This window comes from Pseudonocardia adelaidensis, assembly GCF_039543345.1.
Classification (GTDB): Bacteria; Actinomycetota; Actinomycetes; order Mycobacteriales; family Pseudonocardiaceae; genus Pseudonocardia; species Pseudonocardia adelaidensis.
In genome coordinates this window covers 138,968-154,384 of the sequence record NZ_BAABJO010000004.1, presented here as the reverse complement: position 1 = coordinate 154,384, position 15,417 = coordinate 138,968, and the positions used below count along the sequence as shown (strand labels likewise).

20 protein-coding genes are annotated in these 15,417 nt (G+C 71.3%); 14 read left to right on the top strand and 6 right to left on the bottom strand.

Annotated elements, in window-relative coordinates; genetic code table 11:
• Position 1 precedes the first annotated feature (1 nt).
• Both ABEA81_RS06365 and ABEA81_RS06360 read right to left on the bottom strand, forming a co-directional pair.
• Positions 2–205 carry a cold-shock protein gene (locus ABEA81_RS06365; RefSeq protein WP_345603863.1) on the bottom strand — a complete coding sequence of 68 codons (204 nt, stop codon included), beginning with the start codon at positions 203–205 and terminating at the stop codon, positions 2–4.
• Positions 206–682: 477 nt separating this feature from the next.
• Positions 683–1,111, bottom strand: coding sequence for an ATP-binding protein (locus ABEA81_RS06360; RefSeq protein WP_345603862.1), 429 nt, complete (start codon positions 1,109–1,111; stop codon positions 683–685).
• A 214-nt stretch (positions 1,112–1,325) separates the two neighbouring features.
• Here ABEA81_RS06360 and ABEA81_RS06355 point away from each other — a divergent pair, with 214 nt between their 5' ends.
• Complete coding sequence (locus tag ABEA81_RS06355; protein ID WP_345603861.1) at positions 1,326–2,738, top strand: PP2C family protein-serine/threonine phosphatase; 1,413 nt, start codon at positions 1,326–1,328, stop codon at positions 2,736–2,738.
• Here ABEA81_RS06355 and ABEA81_RS06350 read toward each other — a convergent pair whose 3' ends face one another.
• Complete coding sequence (locus tag ABEA81_RS06350; RefSeq protein ID WP_345603860.1) at positions 2,739–3,872, bottom strand: alpha/beta fold hydrolase; 1,134 nt, start codon at positions 3,870–3,872, stop codon at positions 2,739–2,741. It lies immediately after the preceding gene.
• A gap of 649 nt (positions 3,873–4,521) precedes the next feature.
• Between ABEA81_RS06350 and ABEA81_RS06345 the strand changes: the two genes are divergently transcribed.
• From ABEA81_RS06345 to ABEA81_RS06295, 11 genes are all read left to right on the top strand, one after another.
• On the top strand, positions 4,522–5,109 hold the full coding sequence (locus ABEA81_RS06345) for an RNA polymerase sigma factor (RefSeq protein WP_345603859.1): 588 nt from the start codon (positions 4,522–4,524) through the stop codon (positions 5,107–5,109).
• 13 nt (positions 5,110–5,122) lie between these two features.
• Positions 5,123–5,743, top strand: a complete 621-nt coding sequence (locus tag ABEA81_RS06340) for an Asp23/Gls24 family envelope stress response protein (RefSeq protein ID WP_345603858.1) — start codon at positions 5,123–5,125, stop codon at positions 5,741–5,743.
• A 208-nt stretch (positions 5,744–5,951) separates the two neighbouring features.
• Entirely contained in the window at positions 5,952–6,461 is a 510-nt protein-coding gene (locus ABEA81_RS06335; protein ID WP_345603856.1) for an Asp23/Gls24 family envelope stress response protein, read from the top strand.
• Positions 6,458–6,991 carry an Asp23/Gls24 family envelope stress response protein gene (locus tag ABEA81_RS06330; protein WP_345603855.1) on the top strand — a complete coding sequence of 178 codons (534 nt, stop codon included), beginning with the start codon at positions 6,458–6,460 and terminating at the stop codon, positions 6,989–6,991. Before ABEA81_RS06335 ends, ABEA81_RS06330 begins: the two co-directional genes overlap by 4 nt.
• Entirely contained in the window at positions 6,991–7,179 is a 189-nt protein-coding gene (locus ABEA81_RS06325; RefSeq protein ID WP_345603854.1) for a hypothetical protein, read from the top strand. Before ABEA81_RS06330 ends, ABEA81_RS06325 begins: the two co-directional genes overlap by 1 nt.
• Positions 7,176–7,562: an Asp23/Gls24 family envelope stress response protein gene (locus ABEA81_RS06320; protein WP_345603853.1), complete on the top strand. Its 387-nt coding sequence runs from the start codon at positions 7,176–7,178 to the stop codon at positions 7,560–7,562. Before ABEA81_RS06325 ends, ABEA81_RS06320 begins: the two co-directional genes overlap by 4 nt.
• Complete coding sequence (locus ABEA81_RS06315; RefSeq protein WP_345603852.1) at positions 7,559–8,092, top strand: DUF6286 domain-containing protein; 534 nt, start codon at positions 7,559–7,561, stop codon at positions 8,090–8,092. The genes ABEA81_RS06320 and ABEA81_RS06315 overlap by 4 nt, the downstream gene beginning before the upstream one ends.
• Positions 8,092–8,670: an Asp23/Gls24 family envelope stress response protein gene (locus tag ABEA81_RS06310; RefSeq protein WP_345603851.1), complete on the top strand. Its 579-nt coding sequence runs from the start codon at positions 8,092–8,094 to the stop codon at positions 8,668–8,670. The genes ABEA81_RS06315 and ABEA81_RS06310 overlap by 1 nt, the downstream gene beginning before the upstream one ends.
• A gap of 271 nt (positions 8,671–8,941) precedes the next feature.
• Positions 8,942–9,313 (top strand): STAS domain-containing protein, encoded by a 372-nt coding sequence (locus ABEA81_RS06305; protein ID WP_345604079.1) that lies wholly within the window; start codon positions 8,942–8,944, stop codon positions 9,311–9,313.
• Positions 9,310–10,338, top strand: coding sequence for a PRC and DUF2382 domain-containing protein (locus tag ABEA81_RS06300; RefSeq protein WP_345603850.1), 1,029 nt, complete (start codon positions 9,310–9,312; stop codon positions 10,336–10,338). Before ABEA81_RS06305 ends, ABEA81_RS06300 begins: the two co-directional genes overlap by 4 nt.
• Positions 10,339–10,434: 96 nt before the next feature.
• Positions 10,435–11,220 (top strand): hypothetical protein, encoded by a 786-nt coding sequence (locus tag ABEA81_RS06295; RefSeq protein WP_345603849.1) that lies wholly within the window; start codon positions 10,435–10,437, stop codon positions 11,218–11,220.
• A gap of 86 nt (positions 11,221–11,306) precedes the next feature.
• On the opposite strand, the gene ABEA81_RS06290 is transcribed toward ABEA81_RS06295, so the two are convergent.
• The 3 genes from ABEA81_RS06290 to ABEA81_RS06280 are packed head-to-tail and all read right to left on the bottom strand — an operon-like array spanning position 11,307 to position 13,692.
• Positions 11,307–12,038: an SDR family oxidoreductase gene (locus ABEA81_RS06290; RefSeq protein ID WP_345603848.1), complete on the bottom strand. Its 732-nt coding sequence runs from the start codon at positions 12,036–12,038 to the stop codon at positions 11,307–11,309.
• On the bottom strand, positions 12,035–12,877 hold the full coding sequence (locus ABEA81_RS06285) for an oxidoreductase (protein WP_345603847.1): 843 nt from the start codon (positions 12,875–12,877) through the stop codon (positions 12,035–12,037). Before ABEA81_RS06285 ends, ABEA81_RS06290 begins: the two co-directional genes overlap by 4 nt.
• A gap of 5 nt (positions 12,878–12,882) precedes the next feature.
• Complete coding sequence (locus ABEA81_RS06280; protein ID WP_345603846.1) at positions 12,883–13,692, bottom strand: SDR family NAD(P)-dependent oxidoreductase; 810 nt, start codon at positions 13,690–13,692, stop codon at positions 12,883–12,885.
• Between the two features lie 72 nt (positions 13,693–13,764).
• Here ABEA81_RS06280 and ABEA81_RS06275 point away from each other — a divergent pair, with 72 nt between their 5' ends.
• Both ABEA81_RS06275 and ABEA81_RS06270 read left to right on the top strand, forming a co-directional pair.
• Entirely contained in the window at positions 13,765–14,358 is a 594-nt protein-coding gene (locus ABEA81_RS06275) for a TetR/AcrR family transcriptional regulator (protein ID WP_345603845.1), read from the top strand.
• A 212-nt stretch (positions 14,359–14,570) separates the two neighbouring features.
• On the top strand, positions 14,571–15,401 hold the full coding sequence (locus ABEA81_RS06270) for a nuclear transport factor 2 family protein (RefSeq protein ID WP_345603844.1): 831 nt from the start codon (positions 14,571–14,573) through the stop codon (positions 15,399–15,401).
• Positions 15,402–15,417: the final 16 nt, after the last annotated feature.

Genomic DNA, 15,417 nt, shown 5'->3' with positions numbered 1-15,417 from the left:
GTCAGATGGGGCGGACGTTGTCCGCCTGCGGCCCCTTCTGGCCCTGGCTGGATTCGAAGGAAACCCGCTGGCCCTCCTCCAACGACTTGTACCCGCTGCCCGCGATGGCCGAGTAGTGGACGAAGACGTCCTTACCGCCGTCGTCGGGGGCGATGAAGCCGAAGCCCTTCTCGCCGTTGAACCACTTCACGGTGCCCTCAGGCATATTTCCTCCTTGGTGTCCGATCCCGGCGGCCGCGTTGCCATCTCACGGTCGTCGGGCGACAGATCACGACCGGTACGGACGCGGAGACCGCACCCCACCACCGACCGTCCCGTGTCCTGCGCGGCCGGGATGATCGTGGACGTCGGCTCGGTGCACACCGCTCTCGGCGAGCAGCCCGGGCGCCCGGGTCGCTGGGAGCAGCAGGTGCAGCCGGCGGTCCGGCAGCGTTGCGCGCGGTGCCGGTCGGTGTGCCGGCGCCGGGCGTGATCGGCCGCGGGTACGGAGCCGGCCGGGCGGTGGGGCACGGCGCCCAGTGTGCGCCCCCACGGCCCACGTCGCTGTGCGGGGTTCGAGCTGGAGTTGCTTCGGCGGTGGTTCGGTACAGCGGGAGGACGGGCCGCGGCCGACGGCGGGTCCTGCTGACGGGCGCGCGGCTGTTTCTGGGAGCGGCCGTTCCTGAGTGGCAGTCCGGGGCACTCACGGAGCGACAGGTGGGCTGACCAGCACGACTTCGGTGCCCGCGGTGGTGCCGTCGCCTCGCGTGATGACCACCCGGTCCATGAGCCCCTTCATCAGCGTGAAACCCCGCCCGCGGCCGCAGGGGACCTGCGGGATGGGCCGCCAACGGCCACGGTCGCTCACCCGGACCCGCACCCGGCGCATGCCCGTCGGTAGCAGCTCGACCTCGGCGGTCACCGTCACCGTCGCGCCGTCGACGCCGGGTGGATACGCGTGCTCGACGGCGTTGGTCACGGCCTCGCTGACCCCGTAGGAGATGTCGTCGCTCGGCTCGTCGGGCCACCGCTCCCGCTGAAGCCAGCTCCGGAGGTGCAGCCGGGCAGTACGGGCTGCCACCGGGATGGCGGGCAGCAGCAACTGCAACGGGGCGTTCCGCGTCGCGCCCAATGTCCTCTGCCCCGACTCTCCTTCGTCCACGCTCGAATGTCGTCAGGGGCGCACTACCCGCTGCGGCGGCCAATCCACATTCCCGTGGCGGTCGAGCTCCTGCAGGGCGTCGTCCAGGCTGTGGCGAACAGTCCGTACGTCGTCCAGGCCGGTGATCGCGAGCGGCCGGATGACGTGGCGCGTCGAGCGCGACTTCCTGACCCTCGTCGCGTCCGTGGTCGCCGCGTTCGGTGCCGGTCCGTGCTCGCCCGCGCCGGGTCTGATGGAGCGATGTACGCACAGCTGGTCGACGACGAGGGTGAGTATGCGCGGCAGGCGTACCGGCCCGGGTGGTGGCGGCGGGCCTACGCTCGCGAATGGTGGCAGGGTAGCTGTGATGACGGAGGATGCCGCAGCTACTCGGCCCGGCGTCGGGGCGCTGTTGAGGGATCTGGATCGAGCGCCTCCGAGCGAGCTGGTCGATGTCTGCTCGGGATGGTTGGCTCGGCACGTGTCGGCGCAGGGATGCGTCGTTCTGCTGTCGGACTACGCGGAGGCGAGTCTGGAGCCGGTGACGGTGGGGCCTGCCGATTCGCGGCTCCACTCGCAGGACTTGGTCGACAGCGCTGCGGGCGTGGCTTATCGAGAGCAGCGCAAGGTGACAGCCGTTGTGGATCGTTCCGGTGATGCCGCTGCGGTCGGGGCCGCGGACGGCGGCGTCCCCGGGCCGGCGGTGGTGGTCTACCTCCCGGTGTCGGTCCGCGCCGAGCGCCTCGGGGTCCTCGCCGTCACCCTGCCCAGCGGTCACGTCGCCGAGGGCGCGATGGAGGTGCTCGACGACGTCGCGCGGGTGCTGGGACACGTGCTGACCGGCGCGCGCCGCTACACCGACCGGTTCGAGATGCTGCGTCGTCGGCGTGAGTTGGGGTTGGCTGCTGAGATCCAGTGGGAGCTGCTGCCCGGCCTCGCGTTCGAGCTGCCCGCGTTCTCCATCGCGGGCACCCTGGAGCCTGCGTACGAGATCGGAGGGGACAACTTCGACTACGCCGTCAGCGCGCATCGACTGACCGTGTCCGTGAGTGACGCGGCCGGCCACGGGCTGCGGGCGTCGCTGCTGGCCGGCCTCTCCTGCGCGGCGATGCGCAACGCCCGCCGCGGGAATGCCTCGATCGTCCAGCAGGCCGAGATCGCGAACCTGCACCTTGTGGAGCAGTTCCCGGGACCCGACTTCGTCACCGGCCTCATCCTCGACCTCGATGTGGACAGCGGCGGCGGAACGATCCTCAATGCGGGCCACCCGCCGCCGCTGCTGGTGCGGGACGGCGCGGTCAGCGAGCTCCTCATCCCGCCCGAACTGCCACTCGGGCTGCTCGGCTCGACGCGCTACCCGACTCATCCGATCGCGCTCCGGCCGGGGGACCGGTTGTTGCTGCTCACCGACGGAATCACGGAGGCCCACGAGCGAGGTGCACCGGAGTTCGGCTATCGCCGACTGGCCGCGCTGCTCGCGGACCACCGGACGCTCGCGCCTCCCGAACTCGTGCGCCACATCACCCGGGCGGTCACCGAGTCGTGCAATGGCGACCTGAGCGACGACGCCACGGTCGTGTGCCTCGATTGGCATCCGCCGCAGGCGCGGGCCCAGTGATCACTCCTCGTGGTCGCTGACGCCGGGCCGGCTCGACCGCCTGACTGTCGTCGTGCTCCCGAGATGCGACGTGGTCACGCCGAGCGGGCAGACGAGCGGGCCCTCCGACGGTGCTGCGGCAGGCGACGGGTCGTCCGCGGAGGAGGGCAGGCCTGCGGAGGCCTGCAGGCGATGGCGCAGTGATCGCAGGTCCGACCGGGCCGCCCTGGTGTCGGCGAGGAAGTGAGTCAGCAGCTCGGTGAATCGACCCGGCTGCTCGGCGTGTGGGAAGTGCCCCGCCCCCTCGAAGATCTGCAGGCTGCTGTTGGGCAGCAGGTCGTGAGCAGCCACTGTGTGCTCGACCGGGATGACCGGGTCCCGGCCGCCGCCCACGAGCAGCACCGGGACTTCGGCGAGCAGGTAGAGCCGCTCCGTGCCCTCCAGGCGCTGGCCCGACCAGTTCAAGGCGCCACGCACGGTCTGGGCGAAGGCGCCGCGCGCCCCGCCGTCGGCGAAGGAAGTGAACGCGCTGGCCAGCCCCTCGAGGTCGGGCCCCGGCAACACCGGCACGGCCCGCACGGTGCGGTGGACGACCATGGCCAGCCACGGCGAGGTGAGCGCGGCGAGGGCCTGGAGGACCAACGGGGTGCCCGGCAGCGTGGCGGCGCGCAGGGCGATAGTGACGCCCTGGCCGAGGCCGCCACTCGCGACCAGGACCAGGCGCTCGGTCAGCTCCGGGAACTGATAGGCGAACTGCATGGCCACGCCGCCGCCGAAGGAGTGTCCGGCGATGGTGGCCGGGTCCAGGTCCAGCGTGACCAGGAGGTCACGCAGTCCGGCCGCGTAGGCGCCCAGCGAGTAGTCGCCGGTGGGTGGCTTCGCGGACCGGCCGTGACCGAGCAGGTCCGGGGCGATGACGTGGGCGTGCCGGCCTAGGTGCGGCATCACCGATGACCAGGTCTGCGAACTGCTCGCGAGTCCGTGCAGCAACACGACGACCGGCCCGCCGCTGTCGGCGCCGGCTTCCAGGAACGTCACCCGCTGGCCGTGCAGCAGCACCTGCCGCCGTGCTATGGGGGCGGCGGAGCGCTGCCGCAGCGGGACGCTCGGCCGTCGGCGGGGGTGGAGCGAGCCGGGTGCCGAGATCTTCGACATGGTTGGCTTCCGTTCGGGGGTTCAGGCAGCGGCAGGCAGGGTCACCCTCGGGGGACTCCCGAATCTGCTGCGGGGAAGGTTCGTCAGCCGGTCGGTGTGGTGCCTGCGGCCCGCCTCGAGGGTCGAGCCGGCGTACCGGTCCTGCGCGAACGGCGACCGTCAGCGGGGATGGCCCCACTGCCGGTCCCGACGGGGTACCCGCCCGCCGGCGTCGGACTCAGCCCCCGCGGGTGATACCGCCGACACCGCCCTGTGGAATCCCGGGGGTCGGCGCCGACGCTCGAAGCGTGATCACCTCGAACCGGCGCTGCCGATGGCGTGCTCGGCCATCTCGGCGATGTCCGCGAACGGGAGGCTGTCGAACCTGCGCCGGCCGTCGCCCCTTTCGCCGGGTTCCAGTGCGGGCGTGCGGGGTATCAGAGGATCGAGCGTCTGGAGATGAACCATGATCGAGCACCCTGCAGGCCGCGACACCGGTTCCGACCCCGCCGGTTGTCCCCGCCCCCCGGAGTGAGGACGGCGCAGCCGGCTCCCGCTCCGCGGATCGCTCGGACGATCTGGGCGGGGCCGTCCACGCTCCCGTCGCTTCACGATCTCCACAGAACCCAGGGCGATTCAGCTCGGCCATGGGGGAGCGGGCGGATCATCGGTGCATCGTGACGACGCCGACCGGGCCGGCGCCGGGCGGGCCGGCTCCGCGCAGTTCGATGACGATGCCGACAGGTGGCTCGTCGACAAGGCGCGGGCCGGCGACATGGACGCCTACGAGGTTCTGGTGCGCCGCCACCGCGACCGGATCTACCGGATCGCGCTGCGGATGCTGGGCGATCGACACGACGCGGAGGACATCGCGCAGGACGTGATGATCCAGGTGTGGACCGCGCTGACCGGGTTCACCGGGGCGAGCTCGTTCACCACGTGGCTGTACCGGATCGTGGTCAACCGCTGCCTGAACCAGCTCCGACGCCGCCGCTGGACCCGCCCCGTCCTCGAGGGCGACCCACGGCCGATGGCGGGCGCGGAGGATACGGTGATCGCACGCCAGCGGGCGGGAGCAGCGATGGAGGCGATCGCAGCTCTACCCTCGGACCAGCGGACCGTGATCGTGCTGCACCAGTTGGAGGGATTGAGCTATCGGGAGGTTGCCGCGGTCGTCAACATCTCGGAGGACGCAGTGCGGGGGCGTTTGCATCGCGCGCGATTGAATTTGCTGGAGTCCCTGCGGAGCTGGTCATGAGCGAGCTCCGCTCATGAGCGACACGAGGGGCGAGCGCCTGACGTGCGGCCGGCGGGTCGAGGACGTGCTGGCCCAGGTCACCGCCGGCCGCGGCGGCGACCGCGATACCCATCAGCGGCAGTGTCCGCACTGCCAAGCCGCGCTGGTCGAGTACGAGCGATTGTGGGCCCCGCTCACCGAGCTGGCCGCGGAGAAGCCCCGTGCACCGGACAGCGTCGTGGAAAATGCTCTGCGCCGGATCCGGGGCGCCGTGGAGCACTCGGACTACGGGGTGCTCGAGTCGGCGCGGGGCCGTACCCGCATCTCCGCCCGAGTGGTGGTCGCGGTTGCACGGGAGTCCGCTCAGGCGGTGCCCGGGGTGCGGGTGGCGCTCGGCAAGCACATCAGCGGCCGTACCGGCGACCGCTCCGACGTCCGCGACGGCACCGCCGGGAACCCCGCCGGTGGTGCGGAGGTCGTCGCGGGCGTCGCCGGGGGCAGCACCGCCATCGAGATGACCCTGGCCGCGGACTACGGCACCGACCTCCACCGCCTCGGCGAGCACGTCCGCGCGGCGGTGACTGCCGAGGTTCGTGCGCTCACCGACCTCGAACCGGTGCAGGTCACGGTCATCATCGACGACATCCTCGAGTAGCCGGATCTCCGAGATGCGGGGAGCGTCGCACCGGGCCGGCAGGCCGCGACGAGGCTGCGGCACCGCCGCGCTCGATGGTGCTGTACGTCACAGCAGGTGCGCGTGAGGTCTTCCCCTCCACCGTGTCCATCAGACGTGACCGCAACGCCTCCTCGTGACGTACCGGGCGAGGGCGAGCCACCGGTTCCGGGCGAAGGAGATCGAGCAGATGACCAGTGCTGCCACAGAGCAGACCTCGACGCGTTCCACGAGCGGCGCCAGCACGGCTGGGTCCGGCGGAACCGTGGCGACGACCGGCGGTGGGTCCGGCAGCGGGGGCCTGGCGAGCAGCCATGGCCGCACCACCGTCGCCGACACCGTGGTGCAGAAGATCGCCGGACGTGCCGCTCGTGAGGTGAGCGGCGTCCACGACTTCGGCGGGGGCGCCTCCCGGACCTTCGGGGCGATCACCGAGCGGATCCCGGGCGGCCGAGCCAGTTCGAGTCGCGGCGTCACCGTCGAGGTCGGGGAGAAGCAGGCTGCGATCGACCTCGACATCGTCGTCGAGTACGGGGTCCCGATCGGGCAGCTGGCCCAGTCGGTTCGCCGCAACGTGATCGGTGCAGTCGAGCAGATGAGCGGCCTGGAGGTCGTCGAGGTCAACATCAACGTCAACGACCTGCACCTGCCCGAGGAGGACCGCGCCGACGAGTCCTCCGAACCCGCGCGCGTCACGTGAGCGACCGGCCCGATCCGCTCGGCCCGGTCGAGGTGATCGACGAGATCGCCGAAGCTGCGCGGACCTGCCCCGCTGTCGCCGGGTTGCACGGCGGACGGTTCGGCCAGCACACCACCTACCTGCCGGGGCGGCGGGTGGCCGGCGTGGCGGTGTCGTCCCGGGAGATCCTGGTCGGTGTCGTCGGCTGCTATCCGGTCAGCGTCACCGAGATCGCCTCTCAGGTCCGAGCTGCGGTGGGAGCGCTCGTGCCCGGTGTGCCCGTGACGGTCAACGTCGAGGATCTCCTGCTGCCCGGGGAACGGCTGCCCGGAGACACGCGGGACCCAGCTGCTGACGATCCAGCTGCGCCTCGGCCGCCCGCATCCGCGCAGGCCGAATCGGTCCGCCCGCTACCGGTGCCGGCGCCTGTCCCGGGGACGGGGCCTCTCCTGCCGGCTGCGCCTCCCGCCACGCGCCGCGGTGATGCCCCCGTTTCCGCATGTCAACCGTCGGCGACGCCGCCCGCGCCGCCCTGGAAGGAGCGGTTCTGATGAATCTCACAGTGGTCGGCCTGGCCGTGGGTCTGGTGCTCGGACTGACTGCCGCGTGGGGCGGCTTCGGCGCGATGGCCATCGTCGCCCTGCTCGGCGCGCTCGGAGCGTTGATCGGCCGGTTCCTCGACGGGCAGTTGGATCTGTCCGCCATCGGCCGCGGCGCACGAGACCGCGGTCCGCGATGACGACGGCCGCGCCGGGAATCAGGCCATTCGACGAGCGTGGTCGGACCACGATCGACCGCCATGTCATCGAGGCCATCGCTGCCCGGATCGCCGGGGAGGAACGTGGTGTGGGTGGGGCGGCGCGGCACGTACTGGGCGTGGCGGTGCCCGGTGAGCCCGCCGCGCAGGCCCCGCGGGTAGAGGCGATCGTGGCGGGCGAGGTGGTGTCGCTGCGGATCCGGCTGTCGGTCAGCTACCCCGACCCGGTGCACGAAGTGACCGACCGGATCCGCCGGCGGCTGGTCGAGCGGGTGTGGGAGCTCACCGGAAAGCGCGTCGGCGTGGTTGATGTCATCGTCGCCGCCCTGCACCGCCCCGCCGGTCCTGGGCGGGTGATCCGATGACCCGTCGCCCGCGCCGCTCCGTGCCTGCGACGATCGTCGGCCTGCTGCTGCTCGTCGCCGCCGTGGTCGTGGTGGTCTCGTGCATCCGGTTGATCGCCGGTAGCCCGCCGCTCGTTCCGTTCAGCAGGCTCGGGGAGCTGGGGCACGAGACGACCTGGAACGACCCAGCCGTCCTGGTTGCAGGCGGGATCCTGGCCTTGGCCGGCATCGTCTTGCTGGCGTGCGGTCTGCTTCCCGGGAATCCGCAGGTGCTCGCTCTGGCCCCGGGCGACGACCACACCACTGCCGGGATCTCTCGTCGGAGCCTGACCGGTGACCTGACCAGCCTCGCACGGCGCGTGGACGGCATCACCGCCGCACGAGTCGGGGTCGGTGCACGAACCGTCACGGTGAACGTCCGCACCCCGCTCCGGGACCGCTCCGGGTTGGCCGAGCGGGTCCGCGAGCTCGTCACCGAACGCCTCGACGACATCAACCTCGCCCGACCTGCACGGCTCCGGGTCACCGTCACCTCCGATCGGGAAGCCTGATGAATCCGAACCGTCCCGCCCGGCTCAACCGCAGCGTTCTGGCCCTGCTCGGGCTGCTCTGCCTCGCTGCGGGCGGGCTCGTCCTGCTGGCCGGCACCGGCCTCCTCGGCGGTCTGCTGCCGGTTCCGGCCGATGCACCGCTGCTGCCGCCCGGGCTGGTCCTCCCGGGGTGGGGGCCGGTCGCTGTCGCCGCCGTCGCCATCGTCATCGGGCTGCTGGCGCTGCGCTGGCTGATCGCCCAGACGATCCGGCGGCCCGCCGGCTGCAGTTGGCAGCTCTCGTCCGACCCGACCACCGGCACCACCCACATCGACAGCGACACTGCCGCGCGCCCGCTCGCCGACGAGATCGAGGACTATCCCGGTGTGCGATCTGCGACGGCCCACCTGACGGGCCCGCGCCAGCACCCGCGTCTGTACCTGCGCGTGTCGGCCGACGACCGCGCCGACATCTCCGATCTCCGCCGGCGCATCGGTGCCGACGCCATCCCCCACCTCGTCCGGGCCCTGAACCTGCCCGCGCTTCCCGCCGACGTGCTGCTGCGCCTTGTCATCGCCGGCGGAGCCCGAACCCGCTGACGCCGGCAGCAAGCGGAGGCCGGGCCGTGATTCCGCACGCTCGGTTCGCGTCGTTCATCGTCCGGTTGCCATACACCGGACGAACAGTTCCTCCGGTGGTGAAGCCATAAATCTCGCGGGCTGCGCCCGGCGCCCGTTGTGATTCGTTGTAATCCCGGCGGGGCCGAGCAAGTTCCCGCCCGTGAAGAACGCTGAGCGGACCCTCGGCCTCGTTCGATTCGGGGTCGTGACCACTTGCTGTCAACTGCACCGCTCGGCGACCCGACAACCCATGGAGTGGCCAGTGAAAGATGATCACGCGGTCTCCGCGGATCGACTGTCGATCATTCGAGCCCGACCTCGTCGGGGGGCGACTGGTACCGCCGCGGTGCAGCTCGACGGCGAGATCGATTTTTCCAATGCCGGACAGGTGGCGGGCCTCGCCGATGCCCTCGGCGGCGCGAGCGTGATCATCGTCGACCTGAGCGACGTGACCTTCCTGGACGCCGCCGGACTCACCGCGCTGCTGCGACTGGCCGCGCGGTTGAGCCTTTCCGGCCGCCACCTCGTTCTCACCGGTACAGATCACCACCCGGTTCGGAGGCCCCTCGCGATCTGTGGACTCGACTCCATTCTCGACTGCCGTCCGGCGCTGGAGGTGTGACCAGAAAAATCATCGATCTGGTTCGCTTGAATGGATTGGGTCGAACCCCAGCGGGTATCCAGGAGATGACCGACGAGAGAAGCGGTCGCCCCCCGAGGAGAGCGCTCCGGCCGAAAGTCGGGTCCGCCCCATCCGTATCGGATACAGCCCGATCGAGGGCTGCCGAGCAAGCCGCCGTAGCTTCACCTGCTGCGGCAGAAAGAGATCCCATGACGACCGCGAACATGTCCGACCCGAACACGGTGATCGGCGCACCGGTGCACAGCACCGACGGCGAGAGGCTCGGCAAGATCACCTCTGTCTACTTCGACAACGAGACGGACCGGCCCGCATGGGCTGCGGTGAAGACCGGCCTCTTCGGCGGCCACGTGTCGCTGGTACCGCTGGACCAGGGCACGTGGGACGGCAACGCCCTCACCGTCCCGTTCGACAAGGCCGCGCTGAACGACGCTCCGCACCACGATCCCGAGGCCGCGATCACTGCCAGCGACGAGGAGGACCTGTACCGCTACTACGGGCTCGGCGCCGCCGGTCCCGCGCACACCGAAGAGGTCGGATCTGCCGCCGGGGACCCGCGGCGCGATCGGACGGGCGAGCCCGGAATCGAGGGACGAGACATCTCGGGCCCGACGACCGACGAAGCGATGACCCGCTCGGAGGAGAAGCTGCATGTCGGTACCGAGCTGCGCCAGTCCGGGCAGGCCCGGCTGCGCAAGCACATCGTCACGGAGAACGTGGCCACCACGGTGCCCGTCTCACACGAAGAGGTCACCGTCGAACGTGAACCGATCACCGACGCGAACCGTGGCGAGGCGATGACCGGTCCGGGGCTTTCCGAGGAGGAGCACGAGCTCACCCTCACCGAGGAGCGCGCCGTGGTGCACAAGGAGACCGTCCCGGTCGAGCGGATCCGCCTGGGCAGGAAGACCGTCACCGAGCAGCAGCAGGTCGACGAGACCGTGCGCAAGGAGCAGATCGAGACCGAGGGCGTCGACCCCGGTCTTCGCGACCCGAACGAGAAGTGACACCCGGCCGCGCGGTGGTGGGAGACCTGGGGGCTGCGAGGGGTGCTCCCCACGTCCCCCCACGGCACGAGCAGCACGAACGGCCACCGAAGTCGCGTGCACACGTCCGCCCGCACCACTGCACACCGAACTGCCGAACACAAGGACCAGAACATGTCTACTCGTGACCAGGGCGCCTACCGCGCCGCCGGCTCGACGCCCGCCAGCCGCGACAACTTCCCGGACGCGGCTGATCCCTTCACGCCGCCGCCGCACGCCGGCCACACCAGGGCAACCGCGACCGAATCAGCCGTCGCGTCACACGTCGATCAACGAGGCGCCACCGACCGACCCGAGGAGGCCCGCGACCGCGTGCGATGGGGCCCGACCTGGGCGGGCGCGTCCGTCGTGCTGACGGTGTTCATCATGTTGCAACTGCTGTTCTTCGCGCTCGGATGGCTCGACCTGAGCTTCAACGGTCGGGACGGGTCTGGTGTCGCCACCGGGATCGTGACCGGCGTTCTGGCGCTGATCGCATTCTTCGTCGGCGGCCTCACGGCCGGCGCCAGCACGATGTGGCGCAAGATCGGTGACGGGATGCTCCACGGTGTCCTGGTGTGGGCGCTGAGCGTGCTCGGCATCCTCGCCCTCACCCTGATCGGTGGCACCGCCCTGCTCGGCCCGCTGACCAGCGTCGCCTCCCAGGCACCGGACGCCGCCGCGCAGACCGCACAGAACGTCGATCCCGTTCAGGCGCTGGAGACCGCCCGCGACACGGCCGGCTGGGCGGCCCTCGGGCTGGGCGCAGCAGCCGCTGCCGCTGCGATCGGCGGCATCACCGGATCGAAGATCTGGCCCAGGCGAGAGGACGCCGGAACCGACCATCGCATCCCCGCTGCGTGATCGCGACGAGTGCACACATGTGCTCCGCCGGCCCGGTTGGCGTCAGCCATCCGGGCCGGCGGTCGGCCGCTGGGCCGCGCCCGCGGTTACCAGGGCAGGTGACCCTCGTCATTGAAGAAGCCGCCGCTGGGGCCGTCGTCCGGCAGTGTGGCCAGGGTGGTGACGATGCGGGCGCCCTGCGCCGGGGTGCGTGGTCCCCGTCGGCCGTTCAGGTCGGTGGCGATGTGCCCCGGCGTGGCTGCGTTGATCTTGAGGTGGGTGTACGCCGCTGCGCGGCGGAACGCGTTGGCGTACTGCACGGTGAGCATCGTGACCGCCGACTTGGAGGCGGCGTAGGCGAGGTTGCGGGGCGCGTCGGCGAACCGGGCGGACGGTCCGGTGTTGTAGGTGAGCGACGCGGTGGTGCTGGACACGTTCACGATCCTCGGCGCCGCCGCCTCGACCAGCAGCGGCAGCATCGCAGAGGTCACTGCCACCACGCCGAAGACGTTGGTCTCGAACGTGGCACGCATGTCGTCCACGGTCGTCTCCAGTGCCGGGGGGTTGATCAGGATGCCGGCGTTGTTGACCAGCACGTCCAGCCGGCCGTACTCGACGCGCAGCTGCCGCGCCACCTCGCCGATCGAGTCGGCATCGGTCACGTCCAGCAGGACCGGCTGCACGGGCAGGCCGGCGGTGCGCAGCTCGGCCGCCGCCCGTTCGCCGCGCTCCGGGTCCCGGCTGCCCAGCAGCACGTTGATGCCGCGTGAGGCAAGCTGGCGTGAGACCTCCTTGCCCAGGCCCTTGTTGGCGCCGGTCACCAGGGCGATCCGGGTCATGACCGCCCCACCGGGTAATCGGCGGAACCGCTCAGCTCCGCCCACTGCCGAGCCTCTGCGCTCCGCTCCTCCGCCGAGCGCAGCGCCAGCTCGACCGCGCTCGCGCCCAGGAGCAGGCGCAGCGGCGGATCGTCCATCGCCACCACGTCGAGGATGATCGTCGCCGCGCGCGCCGGGTCGCCGGGCCAACTGGCCGCAGTGGCCTCGCGCATGCGGTTCACCTCGCCGACCGTCCGCTGGTAGTCCGGGCCGACATCGGCGCGGATCATCGAGGTGGTGCTCCACTCGGTGCGGAACGGGCCCGGCTCCACGATGACCACCTTGATGCCCAACGGTCTGACCTCGGCGTTGAGCACCTCGGAGAACCCCTCCACGCCGAACTTGGCGGTCTGGTAGGCGCCCATGCCGGGGGTACCGCCGACCCGCCCGCCGATCGAGGAGAACTGCACGATGTGCCCGGAGCGCTGCCCGCGCAACACCGGTAGAGCGGCCCGGGTGACGTTCACGACGCCGAACAGGTTGGCCTCGATCTGCGCCCGGAAGTCGTCTTCTGCCATCTCCTCGATCGGCGCGCTGTTGGCGTAGCCGGCGTTGTTCACCACCACGTCCAGCCGGCCGAACTCGCGCACGGCGGTGTCGACGGCCGCCCGGGCCGCCGTCGCGTCGGTGACGTCCAGTGCCACCGCCCGCACCCGGTCGCCGTAGCGGGCCACCAGGTCGTCCAGGTCGGCCGGCCGGCGCGCGGTGGCAACCAGGTTCTCCCCAGCGTCCAGCACCGCGCTGGCCAGCTCCCGACCGAAGCCCCGCGAGCTTCCGGTGATGAGCCACGTCTTCGCCATGTCTTCTACCCCGTCCAGTTGACCGAGCGGATGGTGCCGCCGTCCACGCGCAGTACCGCGCCGCTCACGTAATCGGCTCGCGGACTGGCCAGGTAGGCCACGGCCGCTGCGATCTCCTCGGGCCGACCCAGCCGGCCCACGTCGTTGGGTACCAGGTCACGCACCGCGCCGTGCTCGATGTCCGCCCAACTCGACCCCCAGCCGTAGCCGGGCGCGGCCCGGGTGAGCAACTCCCGGACCGAGGACACCAAGATCACCCCAGGGGCGACCACGTTGGAGGTGACCCCGGAGCCGCGCAGCTCGCGGGCCAACGACACGGCCAGGTTGTGCCGGGCAGCCAGCGTTGCGTTGTAGTCCGGCTGCGCGGCGATGGGTTGGACGGCCAGCCCGCCGCCGACCTGGATCACCCGGCCCCATCCGCGCTCGCGCATTCCCGGCACCAGCCGGTTGATCAACCGCACCCCGGACACCACGTTGTGCTGGTAGCTGTCCAGCCACTGCTCGGCGGTCAGCTCGGCCCACGATCGGTGCTCGTATCCGCCGGCGTTGTTCACCAGGATGTCGATCTCTCCGCCCCGCATGGCCCCGACGGCCACCGCGTCCGCGCCCTCGTCGCTGCTCAGGTCACCGATCGTCACCTCCGCCGCGCCCCCGCCCGCGCGGATCGCTCCGGCGACCAACTCGGCCCTGGCCTCGTCCCGACCGTGCACCACTACCTGGACACCCTCGCCGGCCAGCAACGTGGCGATCGCTTCGCCGATGCCGGCGCTCGACCCGGTGACCAATGCCCGCTTTCCGGACAGCCCTAGATCCATGTCAGCCCCTGAACTCCACCAGACGGCGTGGCGTCTACAGCTGTAGACATCGACAAGTCTACACTCGTAGACATGGAGGACGCACCGACCGGACGGCAGGCTCGCCGGCGCGACGCCGCCGCCACCCGGGAGGCGATCCTGCGATCGGCGCTGATCGCCTTCACCGGCCACGGCTACGACGGGGTGGGCGTGCGGGAGATCGCGAACGCGGCGGGGGTGACCGCGATGCTGGTCAACCGCTACTTCGGCTCCAAGGAGCAGCTGTTCGCCGAGGTGGTCGAGGTGGCCTTCGCCGAACGCACGCTGATCGCCGACGACGTCGAGTCGCTGAGCCGGTTCGCCGCAGCGGCGCTGGTCGCCGCCGAGCCCCGCTCCGTGGACGGCTTCCTGCTGATGCTGCGTTCGGTGGCGAACCCTCGGGCCACCGAGATCCTGCGCGCGGCCATCGACACGCACTTCCAACTCCCGCTGCAGGCGCTGTTGCCCGGCGCGCAGGCGCACGAGCGAGCCGCACTGTTCCTGTCCGTGTTGGCCGGCGTGCGGCTCATGCAACAGGTGCTGGGCAGCTCGGCGCTGGCCACCGCCGACGCCCCCGCGCTGGAGCGCCGCCTACGGCCGCTGTTCGACCTCCTGGTCCACCCGCCGGCTGACGCCGAACCTCCCTGAGCCGGCCTCGGGGCTCGCCGCTCATCGTGCTGGTGGTGGTGCGACCGAGCTTGCACCGTCGCATGCTGCAGAAGAAGCATCCGGTCGCCCGAGCCGATCGGCGACGCTTCGCCCACGCGAGGACCAGGCGGTGTACGCCAGACCCTGTTGCCGAGGGCGGGAGACGGCAGTCTGCGGAGAGGGGTGCGGCCGGTAGGGGAGCGTGGTTCGAGATGCCGTGGTTTCCGGACTTCGGCAATGCCGTGGAGCTGGTCCGCAGGCAGACGCGCGCCGCGGGCCGGACTGATCCGGTGGAGCGGTACTTCACCGCGTTGAACAGGGGTGATACGCACTTGCTGGAGACCGTGTGGCCCGGCGAGGTGGTGGTCCACGACCCGCGCGCCGGTGAGATCCGCGGGCACCGGCAGCTGCGGGGGTTCGTCCGTGCCAACCAGGCGTGGCTGGCGGAGCGCCATGCACGGATCGAGACGGTGGCCGCCACGTGCGTCGACGGGCGCGCGGTGGTCGAGCTGCTGGCCCACCTCACCGACGACGGCCGGGAGCTGGCCTGGCCGGTGGCGGTCGTCGCCGAGTCCCCCGACGACCGGTCGGTGGTGTTCCGCACCTACTGCAGCCAGCGGCCGGTCGACGGGCGCCGGCACCTGCGGCCTCCGATACTCGAGCCAGGGCCCGCCCACCCCGCTGATGTCGTCGGCCGCTACCAGGACGCGCTGGAGACCGGTGACGCCGAGGCGGTCGTGAGGACGTTCGCCTCGGACGGGTACTTCCGGGGGCCTTCCGGCCCGCGCAACGCCCACAGCGGCACCCGTGAGCTGCGGTCGTTCTTCACCCGGTGCTTCAGCGCGGGCGGCGGCATCGGCCTCCAGCACTGCGCCGTGACCGATGACGGCACGCGCTGCGCCCTGGAGTACAACTGCGTCCGCTGGGGCAGCCATGACCTGCCGCCCCAGGCGGGACTCGGCGTCTACGAACGCGGCCCGGACGGACTGCTGGCCGCGGCCCGCGTCTACGACGACATCGACGCACCTGTCGAGCGCCCCTGAAGCGCTCGGAATGCGA